This window comes from Providencia sp. PROV061, from assembly GCF_011045655.1.
GTDB lineage: Bacteria > Pseudomonadota > Gammaproteobacteria > Enterobacterales > Enterobacteriaceae > Providencia > Providencia hangzhouensis.
On sequence record NZ_CP042861.1, the window covers coordinates 3,811,927 to 3,826,000 of the forward strand.

Here is a 14,074-nt window from a genome sequence, read left to right on the forward strand (position 1 = left end):
AATCACGCCATTTCCAATACTTTCTTAACAAGCTTATTAATACCCGTATTTGCTTCAGAAATTGATTGAGCTAGCATATAAGCAGGTGTTGTAACAACTCGGTTAACTTCATCAATTACAATATCATCAACAGCACATTTAATATGTTTCCCCCCCATAATTTCTATTTGAGCAATCGTTTCACTATCATCTCCAATAGTTAGTTCTACTGATGTATTTAACATTTTAGGAAGCATCACTGGAGCAATACACATCAGCCCTAGCGGCTTTTTCTGTTGGTGCATTTGGCGTACTAAACTTAATAGTTCTTTATTAATTTCACACTCGCTTCCTTTAACTGCGAAATCACATAAATTTTTTGCCGCCCCAAAACCACCAGGAATAATGAGGGCATCTAGCTTTGAAGCATCAGCTGACGATAAAGGTGATATTTTACCACGTGTAATACGTGAAGACTCTTCCATTTGGTTACGTTTTTCTGTTTTTAACTCTCCATTTATATGATTTATAACAGTAGGTTGCAACTCATCAGGCGCAAAAAAATGAACTTCAGCATTATATTGACTCAAAGCTAGCATAGTTAGCACTGACTCATGAATCTCGCTTCCGTCAAAAACACCGCAGCCACTTAAAATAACCGCAATTGATTTCATATCTTCCTCCATTTGTAGTAAATTATCTCTCAGGCGCTAAGGTGCATAAACATCAATCTTCATCACAGATTTTAATGAATCTTGTAACAGATTCGCTAAATTTTGGTATCTTGATGTTGCCCTTTACAGTGATATACCTAATTTTATGATTTGCAAAAAACAAAAAGCATATGCAAATCAACGATTTCCCTGGTGTTGGCGCAGTATTCGCGCACCCCAACTTCGGTTGGGGTTATTTTTTTGTACGCTCATCAACCCAGTTTCTCAAAGTTTCTATATCTGCTTTCCAATCCTGTTTTAATTCATCGACCCATTCTTGCACATTGTCCCACCATGCAGGTAAATCAGGAGATTGAATCTGTTGTGCAATTTTCTGTAAGTTCTTTAAGCCAACAGAACCTGCTGCGCCTTTGATTTTATGAGCTTCCTCAACAATCCCTTTTTGGTCTTTAGCCACCATATTTGAATCAAGAATAGCTAAGTAACCCGGCAGCATTTTTTCAAAGACATCTAGGCCATCATAAATAAGCTTAGGGCCAACTAACTCAATATACTGTTCTAGCATATCGCAATCGAGCCTAGATTCATCAACACTCGAAGTCTCATGCTCACCCGATATTTCTTCAGGTTGAGTAGATTGTTCCCCCCAAAATTGCTCAATAATTTGGGTCAATGCTGGAACTGATAATGGTTTACTCAATACCCCATCCATACCTGCATCAAAGTATTCTTTTTTATCTTTAAGAACATTTGCCGTTAAAGCAATCAATGGTGGTAAGTCTTGCTTATCATACTGCTGTTTGAGTTGCCGAGAGATATCTAGGCCTGTCATATCAGGTAATTGGATATCCAATAAAACTAAATCATATTCTCCAGGGGCAAACATCTCGAGAGCATCTTTCCCATTCATTGCTACATCAACCGTATTTCCTAAATTTTCTAATACAGAACAAGCAACAACAACATTCAGTTCAATATCTTCTACGAGTAAAATATGTAATGCAGGCAATGGGTAATCGTCTTCACTATCTTGCTGTTCAATAACATGACTTTCAACAACAGGCGCTGTGATAGATAAAGTAAAAGTGGAGCCTTGGCCTATTTCACTTTCAACTTGTATATCGCCTCCCATATTTTGTGCTAAGCGACGAGATACAGAAAGCCCAATACCCGTTCCAGTTGCAGGTTTACCTCCAGCAGAATCTGTTACTTGGTAATACATTGCAAAGATTTTATCTAATTCGCCCTTAGGTATACCTATGCCACTATCCTGAACCCTGAAAAACAGTTTATTTTCAGCTTCTTGCCAAATACTAAGCTTCACTTCACCTTTTTGCGTGAACTTAACTGCGTTACCAATTAAATTCCACAATATTTGCCGCAAACGAGTCCCATCAGTTAACACCGTTTTCGGTAATGCAGGGGCAACATCCATGACAAATTTAAGCCCTTTTGGCTGCACCAATAATCCACTTAAATTCTCTAAATCATTCACAAATTCAGATAATGTGATGGGCTGGTTATCTAACTGAACTTTACGGCGTTCAATTTTATCCATCTCAATAATATCATTGAATATATTACCTAACGTAACGGCACTTACATGAATAGTTTTTAAATAGCTAGATTGTTCCGAAGTTAAATCTGTATCTAATAAAATTCGGCTCAAACCAACAATGCCGTTAAGGGGGGTACGAAGCTCGTGGCTGATTGTAGAAATAAAGGTGGTTTTCTCCCTACTCGCGCTCTCTAACGCCTCCTGATAGCGTTTACGCTCCGTTATATCGCGCCCAAAGCCCATCAGACCATGGCGTTTACCAACGCGATCATAAAAAGGCACTTTACGAAGTTCAAAACAGGCTTTACGACCATCTGGATATACCAACCATTGTTCATAAGTGAGAGAAACATTATGACGAAATACTTTTTCATCGGTTTCCATAACCTTAGAGGCAATTTCAACATCATAAATATCTAATGGAGTTAACCCAACTAAGTGTTTTTCACTTTTTCCAGTCAATAGTTCCATTGCCCGGTTACACCCCGAAAACTCATTATTTTCGTTGCGGTAATAAACTAAATCAGGTGAGGCATCGAGGAATGAACGAAGTAAAACAGATTGCTGCTCAAGTTCAATTTGCGTCTGCTCACGGTACTTCATTTCTTGTTTTAATTGTTCCAGAAGTTCTAAATGAGCACGCTCTGCTTTTTCTCGCTCTAGAATTTCAAGGTTAAGCTGTTCAATATTTCCCTGTAACTGAGTGTTTAAATCAGCATCACGTTTTCGCATAACTTCAAGTTTATCAACCATTCGCGATAAACGCTGCCGAGACTCTTCAAGCTGCTCAACCACCACCGACAAAAAGTAAACAGCTAATGGGGTAATAATTAACCCAAAGAAAATTGACCCCACCATATCGAGGCTATCAACATGCCCTCTTAAAACAATTGTCACTGCCATTTGCATTATCATGGCGAGAACAACAAGTGCAGATGCGAGTAACAGAGAAAATCGCACCAGCCCGAGCTTCATCATTAAATCGACATAGTATTGCGCAAGGCCGCGAAGTACTTTCATAACCACCCCTTAGTTAAATTCTCTTTGAATCATATATCAAACAAGGCAGTTTCGGATGATTATTCACTCGAAATGTCGATCCTGCTCATTCAATAGCCATTTTTTACTATTAATGATAAAAAACAATCAGGTATTTTCTTTGTATTAGATAAAGTAAAAATTTATTTTGGGTGTTTTTTAATCAAAATCACATAAAAATCAAAACAATAACGCTACTGTTTCTTGTGGAAGGCCGCTAAAATCAAAGTAAAAGCCCAAGCTATCTCAAGTAAAATCAGACAAAATTCAGTAAGGAATGCCATGAGTTCAAATATTTTCGGCCCCCAACGTTGCGAGCCCCCCAAAAAAGCGCTGGAAATCCGTAAAATAGAGTTTACTGAAGTCTATGAATCCAATAATACCGTCGATGCACAACAGCAAGCCAACCGTTGTCTCTCTTGCGGTAGCCCTTTTTGTGAATGGAAGTGCCCACTACATAACCCAATATCGAAGTGGCTCAAGCTTGCTGCTGAAGATAAAATTATCGAAGCTGCCGAATTATCTCACCATACCAATAGTTTACCTGAAATCTGTGGGCGCGTTTGCCCACAAGAAAAACTCTGCGAATTAGTATGTGTACTTCATGATACAACAGGTTCTGTGACTATTGGTCATATTGAGCGGTATATTAATGATACTGCTTTTGCGATGGGATGGCGGCCAAACCTTTCCCATATTAGCTCTGTAAACAAACGTGTCGCCATTATTGGTGCAGGCCCTGCAGGTCTTTCTTGCGCAGATGTGCTTATTCGAAATGGTGTAAATGTCGTCGTTTTTGATAAACACCCTGAAATAGGGGGCCTACTAACCTTTGGTATTCCGTCATTTAAGCTAGAAAAGAAGCTAATGGTCCAAAGACGGGAAATATTTACAGAAATGGGGATTCAGTTTCAATTAAATACTGAAGTAGGTACGGATGTCTCTCTAAACGAGCTTCTTTGCAATTATGACGCTATTTTTATTGGTACTGGTACTTACCAAGCAATTCGAGGTAACTTACCTAAAAAAGCGATTCAGGGCGTTTTTGAAGCACTTCCCTATCTAATCGCAAATACACACCATTTAATGCAACTTTCCAACCCTAATGGCGAACCCTATATTAATTTACACGCAAAAAGAGTCATCGTATTAGGTGGTGGAGATACTGCAATGGATTGCGTACGTACCGCTATTCGTCAAGGAGCGAAGCAGGTTAGCTGTTTCTATCGTAGAGATGAACAAAGTATGCCAGCCTCACGAAAAGAAGTCGCTAATGCATTAGATGAAGGAGCCCAGTTCCATTTTAATATGCAAGTCACTGAATTTGTGATTAATAAACAGCAACAACTTATGGGAGTTTATGCCGCTCGTACGCAAAATGGCGAATTAGAAAATGGTCGTTATCAAGTAGAACTAATTAAAGATTCAGCTTTTTTTATCGAAGCCGATGCCATAATTGTGGCTTATGGATTTATTCCTCATAACCAAATTTGGTTAGATAAACCGTTAATCCAGCGCGATAAATATGGTCATATTATAGCAAACCGTAACAGTCCCTTTCCTTATCAAACCTCCCATGAAAAAGTGTTTGCCGGCGGGGATACAATAAGAGGCTCAGATCTTGTTGTGACTGCTATTGCTGATGGGCGCAATGCTGCTGAAGGGATTTTATTATTTTTAGGGGTTTAATGATTTATTTATATAAAAAACAGAGGGTTTATTCCCCTCTGTTCATTCATTAACTGCTAACCCGGCTAATGGATTATTTGACAACCCTTAACGAAGGCCGACCTTTTGGTGGTCGTGGTGGTTCATCCCCTGATGGCTCATGCGAATTTTCATCCACAGATTCAGTTTCATGAACTAAAGAAATGTTGTCTTCAAGCTCTTCGACCTGTTCAAAACCTGCTGATAACTCTGCATCATAAGCAGCTTCAGGCTCAAACATCATTCCAGCCCCATTTTCACGTGCATATACCGCCATAATTGCGGCCATTGGGACATAAACTTGGCGAGGTATCCCACCAAAGCGAGCATTAAAACGCACTTCTTCGTTGGTTATTTCAAAATTACCAACAGCTCTTGGCGCAACATTCAATACAATTTGCCCATCTCGAGCAAATTCCATCGGAACGTTAACCGCTGGAACGGTGACATCAACCACCAAATGCGGAGTCATATCGTTATCAAGCAACCACTCATAGTGGGCACGTAACAAATAAGGGCGACGTGGTGACATTGCTGTCATTTCCATCATTCTTTTAGCCTCTTGTAGACAAACGCATTTCGCGCTCAGATTCAGTCAACGATGCTAAGAATGCGTCACGTGCAAACACACGTTGCATATATAATTGCAGATATTTGCTGCTAGATGGGTTCAATTCAATACCGAGTACAGGTAAACGCCATAGCAATGGAGCCAAATAGCAATCTACGAGACTAAACTCTTCACTCATGAAGAATTCCATTTCAGCAAAAACAGGAGAAACCGCAATCAGTTCTTCAGAGAGTTGGCGACGAGCATTTGCTGCCTCTTGCGCACTACCATTCTCTATTTTGCTCATTAATGAATACCAATCATTTTGAATGCGGTGCATCAATTGACGGCTAGTCCCACGTGCAACTGGATAAACAGGCATTAATGGCGGATGAGGAAAACGCTCATCAAGGTATTCCATGATAATGTGTGGGTCATACAGAGTCAGGTCACGATCAACTAATGTTGGAACGCTTTGGTATGGGTTGAGATCAATCAGATCTTGAGGCAGATGACCGGGTTCGACATGTTCAATTTCAACACTTACCCCTTTTTCAGCCAAAACAATCCGTACCTGATGGCTAAAAATGTCAGTAGGGCCAGAGAACAATGTCATTACCGAACGTTTATTAGGAGCGACAGCCATTAAAACCTCCAAAATACAAAATGGACGAAATGTAATTAATTTTTAATTACCCATTACCCATTTTAAAATCCCCTGTGTTTAACTCTCATTTATCCATACTGAAAGTCAACACAACCCTCCCGCACAGTAAAGGCGAGAAATGTGAAATAAAAAAACAGGGGCATATTCTAACAGATTTTGTACAACTTAGGGGGAGCACACCGAAAAAATCACAGATTTATTTCATTTTTAGGTTCAAAAAGATAAAAAATTAGAGTTTTCAAACGAAAAAATAAGGACAGCAAGAATAAAAAACCTAAAGTGAACTCTAGGGTTTGGGTTATATTTAGTAGAATTATCCCAATATTGCTCCACTAATAATTATTTTTGATTTTAGACTAAATTATTATTTTTCTCTTTTATTATATTCATTCTTTTATAAAGAATCATAATTAGACACAGCTATTCTAGCATCAATAATAAAAGTGTAAGTAAAACAATAGGCAATAAAAAACCCGCCATTAAGACGGGTTTTTTCATCAATTTTATACCCAAAGGGTAATAAATTAACGTTTGGAGAACTGTGGACGACGACGTGCTTTGCGCAGACCCACTTTTTTACGTTCAACAGAACGCGCATCACGGGTAACGAAACCAGCTTTACGCAGATCAGAACGAAGAGTCTCATCATAAGCCATCAGTGCACGAGTAATACCGTGACGGATTGCGCCTGCCTGACCTGAAATACCACCACCTTTAACAGTGATGTACAGATCCAATTTTTCCAACATTTCAACCAACTCTAACGGCTGACGAACGACCATGCGCGCAGTTTCGCGACCAAAGTATTGTTCCAGTGTACGTTGATTGATTGTGATGTTACCGCTACCCGGCTTAATAAAGACACGAGCAGATGAGCTTTTGCGGCGACCAGTGCCGTAGTATTGATTTTCAGCCATTGCTATAATCCCGATTAAATGTCAAGAACTTGCGGTTGTTGAGCCGCGTGGTTGTGCTCATTACCTGCGTAAACTTTCAGTTTACGGTACATTGCACGACCCAGAGGTCCTTTTGGCAACATGCCTTTAACCGCGATTTCAAGCACACGCTCAGGACTGCGAGCAATCATTTCTTCGAAAGTTGCTTGCTTGATTCCACCTACATGGCCAGTGTGGCGATAGTAGATTTTGTCTTCGCGTTTATTGCCGGTAACAGCAATTTTTTCTGCATTCAGAACGATGATGTAATCACCAGTATCCACGTGCGGAGTATATTCCGCTTTATGCTTACCGCGCAGACGGCTAGCAATTTCAGTTGCAAGACGGCCTAAAGTTTTGCCATCTGCATCAACAACGTACCAGTCGCGTTTTACGGTCTCTGGTTTAGCTGTAAAAGTTTTCATTAAAACTTACCCAATATTGAAGTTACACGTTGGTGAACACTCATGTTCATAAGCTTTCTGAGGTTCACACGACTCTTTGTCCAGTAAACCTACCCCTTCGAGCAGCCTAACTGGCATTAATGCGTTATTTTTTGGGAAATAAAAAACAACGCTGTAACGTGGGGTCGCAAGATTATAGAGAAGTCAGAAACAAAAATCGACCCCAAATGCATTTTTTTTACGTTTGCTCAAATAAACATCGTATATTGTGCTTAAATCATGCAATTCAGGCAACTTGTTCGCTAATAACCCTGCTTTGTCGTTTACCTTAAGTTAAATGAGGTATTTTCAGGTACTCTTCACTTTGCATTTCTTGCAATCGAGACAAGCAGCGTTGGTACTCAAAAGCCAAAAGTTGCCCTTGATACAGCGACTCCATTGGCACTTCAGCATTAATGACTAATTTAACTTTTCGTTCGTAAAACTCATCAATTAACGCTAAAAAACGACGCGCTGGATTTTCATCTGTTGCTCCCATCACGGGGACATTGTACAGCAACACAGTGTGGTAGCAATTTGATAGGTAAATGTAGTCATTTTGGCTACGAGGCTCTTCACACAGAACTTTAAACTCGATTGCTAGCACCCCTTCCGCAGCATGAATGGCTTGCATCTTACGATGATTAACCTCTAAAACGGGATTTTGCTCCCCTTGCTTACCCGCCAATTTAACGAAAACCTCATCTAAATGCTGACGATTTTGAGAATTAATTGGGGATAAAAAAAGATGCGCTTGGGTTAAAGTTCTTAAGCGGTAATCAATGCCTGCATCGACATTCATTACATCACAATATTTTTTAATTTGCTCAATAGCAGGTAAGAAACGAGCTCGCTGCAAACCGTTACGATAGAGATTATCAGGGATGATATTTGAGGTAGCCACCAGTGTGATACCTCGAGCGAATAGACCTTCGAGTAAAGTGCCAAGGATCATAGCGTCGGTAATATCTGACACAAAAAATTCATCAAAACACAACACATCTGTTTGTTTTTTAAACTCATCCGCAATAATATCCAGCGGGTTCTCTTGCCCTTGTAATGCCATCAAATCTTCTTGTACTTTCTTCATAAAGCGATGAAAATGTAAGCGAAGTTTACGGTTACCCGGTAAACTTTCGTAAAACATATCCATCAGCCATGTTTTTCCACGCCCTACTCCGCCCCACATATATAACCCTTTTACTGGGGTAATTGGTGCTGTCGATGCTTTACCAAGAAGGCGGCTAAAGCGTTGCTTTAAACCTGAGGGCTTATCTTGTAAAGTGGGAGAAGTTGTATTAACAAGCTGCTGATATATTTTATCTAAGCGTTCTACAGCGAGCTTTTGTACGTCATCTGGCTGATAGTTTCCATCAGCCAGCGCTTGTTGATAACGCATTGTAGGGGTCATCGGCGACATTAACTGAATAATCCTTAAAAATTTTTCGGTTTTTTTACCGTTATTTGATATACACTGCCTTTATTATAACCAGATTCAGTTATCATTTAACTTTCGGTTAACGAGCCGCTATAGAGTAAGGAAATTCGATTTAAGATTCCACTCTTAATAAGTTGTTGACTAATTTAACCTACCTACTCAGGGCTTGTAGATTTTGTCATCACTTAACTAGCCAAATTACAATATGTTAAGACGCTTTACTTGACGCTTACATGCAACTTGAATTATTTAAGGTATAGTAACGGTAACAACATTTAATTTCTGCGAACATTGAATCTGTGAACATTGAAGTAATGAAGGAGTCAGCATGACCTGGGAGTATGCATTAATCGGATTGATTGTGGGTTTTATCATCGGTGCATTAGTTGTGCGCTATGGCAACCCAAAGCTTCGCCAACAAAAAACAGCGCAAGCTGAGCTAGACAAAAAAAGTACTGAACTCGAAGAGTACCGTAAAGAGCTTGTTAGCCATTTTGCTCGTAGCGCAGAATTATTGGATAAAATGGCGCGCGATTACCGCCAGCTTTACCAACACATGGCACAAAGTTCATCTGAATTAATGCCTGATATGCCAGCACAAGACAACCCATTTAACTATCGTTTAACCGAATCTGAAGCAGATAACGACCAAGCGCCTGTTAAAATGCCACCAAGAGATTACTCAGATGGTGCTTCGGGTCTTTTCCGTCCTATTGAAGAGAAAGAAAAGTAAATTTTTATCTTTTATCACCAGTAAGCAGTGCTTACTGGTGATTTCCTATAAAACCTACTAAATTTTATCACTTTCCGTGTGTCTTCCATTATTAAATTTTTAGTTAATAATTCTGAACAAGATTTCCATCCAAATATAATTTAATAATTTATTTATCTACTGTATAGAAGTTAAAGTTTCACTTAAGGTACATGTAAATAGATGTAAAAGAGTGGATATTCGCTACCCGTCATGGGAACTTTTGCGCATAATCGGTGGTCATAGTCATCAGTAAAATTGAATCTGATACCAACCAATATTATCTCAACGCATTGTGTTTCTTCTAAAACTGCATTCACAGTGAGTTGATAACTTATTCTTGAGAGAATCGACTGAATTATGAAAAGAAAAAACTTTTTTCTTACCGCAGTAGCAATGAGTTTAGGCTTATCTTTAGCGGCTATTCCTGCGGTTAGTAGCGCAGCATTGCCTGCCACTTTACCTGCAACAGCACAAAGCCAGAACATGCCTAGCTTAGCTCCAATGCTTGAAAAAGTATTGCCAGCTGTAGTGAATATTCATGTGTCTGGTACTCGCGTACAGAACCAACAAATTCCAGAAGAGCTTAAATTCTTTTTTGGCCCGAATATACCACAACAGCAACAAAGCGTACGTCCATTTGAAGGCTTAGGTTCTGGTGTCATTATTGACGCTCAGCAAGGTTATATTTTAACCAACAACCATGTAATTGATGGCGCCGACAAAATACAAATTCAATTAAACGATGGCCGTGAAATTGCCGTTAACTTAATAGGGAAAGACCCACAAACCGATATCGCGTTATTGAAAATAAGCAATGCAAAAGATATCAAAAACTTAACTGCTGTTAGTATTGCAGACTCTGACAAATTGCGTGTAGGTGATTTTGCGGTTGCAGTCGGGAACCCATTTGGTTTAGGGCAAACAGCAACATCTGGCATTATCTCAGCATTAGGTCGTAGCGGCTTAAACCTTGAAGGCCTAGAAAACTTTATCCAAACCGATGCTTCCATTAACCGTGGTAACTCTGGTGGTGCTCTCGTTAACCTAAACGGTGAATTAATCGGTATTAACACGGCGATTTTGGCACCTGGCGGCGGTAATATCGGTATCGGTTTCGCGATCCCAAGTAATATGGCGAAAAACCTTAGCGAGCAGTTAATTAAACATGGTGAAGTAAAACGCGGGATCTTAGGCATCAAAGGTACTGAAATGAACTCCGATATCGCTAAAGCATTTAATATTGATGCACAGCGTGGTGCCTTCGTGAGTGAAGTTTTACCTAAATCATCTGCAGCTAAAGCGGGTATTAAATCCGGTGACGTGTTAGTTTCCGTTGATGGTAAACGCATTAATAGCTTTGCAGAGTTAAGAGCCAAAATCGGTACCAGCCAAATTGGTAAAGAGATCACTATTGGTTTAATCCGTTCAGGCAAACCGATGGAAGTCAAAGTGGTTCTTGAGAACGATGAAGGCTCAACAACTAAAGCTGAAAAATTGAGCGAATCCTTATTAGGTGCAACAATTTCGAATGCAACCGTTAGCAATACTAAAGGTGTACAAGTTGATAGCGTGGCACCAAAATCGCCAGCTGCCGCCATTGGCCTCGTAAAAGGCGATTTAATCTTTGGTGTTAATGACGCTCGAGTTGAGACTATTGAACAATTCCGTAAGATTATTGATGCTAAACCTCCTGTATTAGCAATGAAAGTATTACGTGACGGTGAAACCTTATATTTACTGATGAAAAATTAATTCATCAAAAACCATCTGAAAATCAACAAAACAGGTACAGTATCACTCTGCTGTACCTGTTTTTTTATGTTATGCTCTGAACATGTTTAAGCAATAACTAAATATTCTATATCCTATGGTGAAGAAGCTAACCTTATCTGTCATGCTTGGCCTGTTGACTGCATTGATTATTATCGTTGCGGTTCCTTCGTTGCGCCCCCAAGGTTTAGCCGACTTATTATATGGTAAAACAAATAGCGAGCCCGTCAGTTATAATAAAGCAGTACGCCGTGCTGCGCCTGCAGTAGTCTATGTTTACAGTAGCTCAAAAGGTAGTTTTTCCCAGTCAGGGCGTGAATTAAAATCCCTCGGTTCGGGTGTGATCATGAGCCCAAATGGCTACATTATCACGAATAAACACGTCGTTGATAACCCAGACCAAATCTTAGTCGCTTTACAAGATGGTGCTATTTTTGATGCCTTACTGGTTGGCTCGGACCCATTGACTGATCTCGCCGTATTGAAAATTGACGCTGATAACCTACCCGTTATTCCAATTAATACGCAACGGGTCACTCATGTTGGTGATGTCGTACTCGCTATTGGTAACCCTTATAACATAGGCCAAACCGTAACTCAGGGGATTATCAGTGCAACGGGTCGCGTAGGGTTAAGCTCTACCCGTCGGCAAAATTTCCTGCAAACCGATGCCTCAATCAACTCGGGTAACTCTGGCGGGGCATTAATTAATACCGAGGGGGAGTTAGTTGGCATTAACACACTTTCTTTCACAGCAGGCCAAGGCATTAGTTCTGAGGGGTTAAGCTTTGCCATTCCAACCGCCCTTGCCACTAAAATCATGGATAAGCTAATCCGTGATGGCCGAGTGATCCGTGGTTATATTGGTATTACGGCGCGTGAACTGCCTCAAATTAGGTCAAATAACAATAATATTAACCAAATACAAGGCTTGCGGGTTTTCCAAGTTGCCCCAAATGGGCCAGCAGCTAAAGCGGGCATACTACAAGGGGATATTATTTTATCGGTTGATGGCAAACCTGCCATTTCAGCCGCAGAAACTATGGATCTAGTCGCAGAAATTCGCCCTGGAAGCAAGACCGCAGTGCAAATCTTACGAGATGGCGAAATTAAAAATATTGATGTGATTATTGAAGAAATTCCTGATGAGCAGGCAGGATAATCATTGATAAATACTCTTTCGTAAAAAAAGGTTGCTCGATATCGAACAACCTTTTTTGATTCGCTGAATGGAGGAGCCCCATTCACCCTACCAATGCATTAATCATCTGAATGTACGCGCTGAATATCGGCACCTAAACCACGTAGCTTATCTTCGATGTGCTCATAACCACGGTCAATATGATAAATACGGTCAACTGTCGTTGTCCCTTCAGCAATGCAGCCCGCAATAACTAAACTTGCAGATGCTCGTAAATCTGTTGCCATTACCTGCGCACTAGTTAATTTTTCAACACCGTGACATAACACAGTATTGCTTTCAATTTCAGCATGAGCTCCCATACGGATCAGCTCAGGGATATGCATAAAACGATTTTCAAAAATCGTTTCAGTGATCATCCCCGCCCCATCAGCAACAAGATTAAGTAAGCTAAACTGTGCTTGCATATCAGTTGGGAACCCTGGGTGTGGTGCTGTACGTAATGTCACCGCTTTTGGACGCTTGCCTTCCATATCTAGGCTAATCCAGTCATCACCGATTTCAATTTTAGCCCCAGCTTCACGCAATTTAGCTAGCACCGCATCCAGTGTATCTGGGCGAGCATTACGGCAGATGACTTTACCGCGTGAAACCGCAGCAGCAATCAAGAATGTTCCCGTTTCAATACGGTCAGGCAGTACTTTATAAACTCCACCACCTAAACGTTCAACACCTTCAATTACAATGCGGTCAGTCCCTGCCCCAGTGATTTTTGCACCTAGGGTATTTAGGAAGTTAGCAGTATCTTCAATTTCAGGTTCACGTGCCGCATTTTCAATTATTGTGGTTCCTTCAGCTAAGGTTGCCGCTGTCATAATAGAGACTGTCGCCCCCACACTGACTTTATCCATCACAATGCAAGCACCTTTTAAGCGACCATCAACCGTTGCTTTCACATAACCATCTTCTAAAGCAATCTTTGCGCCTAATTGCTCTAAACCAGAAATATGTAAATCAACAGGGCGAGCACCGATAGCACAACCACCTGGTAAAGAGACTTCACCATGACCAAAACGGGCAACCAATGGCGCTAAAGCCCAAATGGATGCACGCATGGTTTTAACGAGGTCATAAGGCGCGCAGTATGTCGTTACCGTGCTTGCATCGACATATACTGAGCCATTGCGTTTTACTTTAGTACCAAGTTGATTTAATAATTTAATCGTTGTGTCAATATCCCTCAAATGAGGGACATTCTGTATTTCTACTGGCTCTTCAGCCAACAGAGCAGCGAACAGAATTGGTAATGCCGCATTTTTTGCGCCAGATATCGTGACCTCACCCTCTAAGCGGGTTGGTCCTTTAACTAAAAACTTATCCATTCAAGTATTCTCGTATGTCGAATTTTACAGTCTGTTCG

At 40.4% G+C, this 14,074-nt stretch carries 12 protein-coding genes; 4 read left to right on the forward strand and 8 right to left on the reverse strand.

The window, feature by feature from the left end; translation table 11 throughout:
• Positions 1–2: 2 nt before the first annotated feature.
• Together elbB and arcB are read right to left on the reverse strand one after the other, a co-directional pair.
• A complete protein-coding gene (gene elbB, locus FVA72_RS17590; RefSeq protein ID WP_096864412.1) occupies positions 3–653 on the reverse strand; it encodes an isoprenoid biosynthesis glyoxalase ElbB in 651 nt (216 codons plus the stop codon).
• A gap of 232 nt (positions 654–885) precedes the next feature.
• Positions 886–3,231, reverse strand: a complete 2,346-nt coding sequence (gene arcB, locus FVA72_RS17595) for an aerobic respiration two-component sensor histidine kinase ArcB (RefSeq protein ID WP_004258220.1) — start codon at positions 3,229–3,231, stop codon at positions 886–888.
• A 300-nt stretch (positions 3,232–3,531) separates the two neighbouring features.
• Between arcB and FVA72_RS17600 the strand changes: the two genes are divergently transcribed.
• A complete protein-coding gene (locus tag FVA72_RS17600) occupies positions 3,532–4,938 on the forward strand; it encodes an FAD-dependent oxidoreductase (RefSeq protein WP_165119761.1) in 1,407 nt (468 codons plus the stop codon).
• Positions 4,939–5,011: 73 nt separating this feature from the next.
• Here FVA72_RS17600 and sspB read toward each other — a convergent pair whose 3' ends face one another.
• The 5 genes from sspB to zapE form a co-directional block, all read right to left on the reverse strand.
• Positions 5,012–5,503 (reverse strand): ClpXP protease specificity-enhancing factor, encoded by a 492-nt coding sequence (gene sspB, locus FVA72_RS17605; protein ID WP_172412237.1) that lies wholly within the window; start codon positions 5,501–5,503, stop codon positions 5,012–5,014.
• 7 nt (positions 5,504–5,510) lie between these two features.
• A complete protein-coding gene (sspA, locus tag FVA72_RS17610; protein WP_004258227.1) occupies positions 5,511–6,152 on the reverse strand; it encodes a stringent starvation protein SspA in 642 nt (213 codons plus the stop codon).
• A gap of 545 nt (positions 6,153–6,697) precedes the next feature.
• Positions 6,698–7,090 carry a 30S ribosomal protein S9 gene (gene rpsI / locus FVA72_RS17615; protein WP_004258235.1) on the reverse strand — a complete coding sequence of 131 codons (393 nt, stop codon included), beginning with the start codon at positions 7,088–7,090 and terminating at the stop codon, positions 6,698–6,700.
• A 14-nt stretch (positions 7,091–7,104) separates the two neighbouring features.
• Positions 7,105–7,533, reverse strand: a complete 429-nt coding sequence (gene rplM / locus FVA72_RS17620) for a 50S ribosomal protein L13 (protein WP_004258237.1) — start codon at positions 7,531–7,533, stop codon at positions 7,105–7,107.
• A gap of 307 nt (positions 7,534–7,840) precedes the next feature.
• The gene (zapE, locus tag FVA72_RS17625; RefSeq protein ID WP_110591214.1) at positions 7,841–8,971 is read right to left on the reverse strand and encodes a cell division protein ZapE; all 1,131 of its coding nucleotides are present in this window, start codon (positions 8,969–8,971) and stop codon (positions 7,841–7,843) included.
• A gap of 346 nt (positions 8,972–9,317) precedes the next feature.
• Between zapE and zapG the strand changes: the two genes are divergently transcribed.
• The 3 genes from zapG (at position 9,318) to degS (ending at position 12,675) form a co-directional block, all read left to right on the forward strand.
• Complete coding sequence (zapG, locus tag FVA72_RS17630; RefSeq protein WP_004908297.1) at positions 9,318–9,722, forward strand: Z-ring associated protein ZapG; 405 nt, start codon at positions 9,318–9,320, stop codon at positions 9,720–9,722.
• Positions 9,723–10,100: 378 nt separating this feature from the next.
• Complete coding sequence (locus FVA72_RS17635; protein ID WP_036958026.1) at positions 10,101–11,495, forward strand: Do family serine endopeptidase; 1,395 nt, start codon at positions 10,101–10,103, stop codon at positions 11,493–11,495.
• Between the two features lie 115 nt (positions 11,496–11,610).
• Positions 11,611–12,675: an outer membrane-stress sensor serine endopeptidase DegS gene (gene degS, locus FVA72_RS17640; RefSeq protein ID WP_004258255.1), complete on the forward strand. Its 1,065-nt coding sequence runs from the start codon at positions 11,611–11,613 to the stop codon at positions 12,673–12,675.
• 98 nt (positions 12,676–12,773) lie between these two features.
• On the opposite strand, the gene murA is transcribed toward degS, so the two are convergent.
• Positions 12,774–14,036 carry a UDP-N-acetylglucosamine 1-carboxyvinyltransferase gene (gene murA, locus FVA72_RS17645; protein ID WP_004258258.1) on the reverse strand — a complete coding sequence of 421 codons (1,263 nt, stop codon included), beginning with the start codon at positions 14,034–14,036 and terminating at the stop codon, positions 12,774–12,776.
• Between the last annotated feature and the right edge of the window lie 38 nt (positions 14,037–14,074).

What these genes read in the sequence shown, in the direction of transcription:
- rplM (WP_004258237.1), bottom strand. Translation starts at nt 7,533, where the DNA reads ATGAAAACTTTTACAGCTAAACCAGAGACCGTAAAACGCGACTGGTAC.
- sspA (WP_004258227.1), bottom strand. Translation starts at nt 6,152, where the DNA reads ATGGCTGTCGCTCCTAATAAACGTTCGGTAATGACATTGTTCTCTGGC.
- elbB (WP_096864412.1), bottom strand. Translation starts at nt 653, where the DNA reads ATGAAATCAATTGCGGTTATTTTAAGTGGCTGCGGTGTTTTTGACGGA.
- FVA72_RS17635 (WP_036958026.1), top strand. Translation starts at nt 10,101, where the DNA reads ATGAAAAGAAAAAACTTTTTTCTTACCGCAGTAGCAATGAGTTTAGGC.
- arcB (WP_004258220.1), bottom strand. Translation starts at nt 3,231, where the DNA reads ATGAAAGTACTTCGCGGCCTTGCGCAATACTATGTCGATTTAATGATG.
- degS (WP_004258255.1), top strand. Translation starts at nt 11,611, where the DNA reads ATGGTGAAGAAGCTAACCTTATCTGTCATGCTTGGCCTGTTGACTGCA.
- FVA72_RS17600 (WP_165119761.1), top strand. Translation starts at nt 3,532, where the DNA reads ATGAGTTCAAATATTTTCGGCCCCCAACGTTGCGAGCCCCCCAAAAAA.
- sspB (WP_172412237.1), bottom strand. Translation starts at nt 5,503, where the DNA reads ATGGAAATGACAGCAATGTCACCACGTCGCCCTTATTTGTTACGTGCC.
- zapE (WP_110591214.1), bottom strand. Translation starts at nt 8,971, where the DNA reads ATGTCGCCGATGACCCCTACAATGCGTTATCAACAAGCGCTGGCTGAT.
- zapG (WP_004908297.1), top strand. Translation starts at nt 9,318, where the DNA reads ATGACCTGGGAGTATGCATTAATCGGATTGATTGTGGGTTTTATCATC.
- murA (WP_004258258.1), bottom strand. Translation starts at nt 14,036, where the DNA reads ATGGATAAGTTTTTAGTTAAAGGACCAACCCGCTTAGAGGGTGAGGTC.
- rpsI (WP_004258235.1), bottom strand. Translation starts at nt 7,090, where the DNA reads ATGGCTGAAAATCAATACTACGGCACTGGTCGCCGCAAAAGCTCATCT.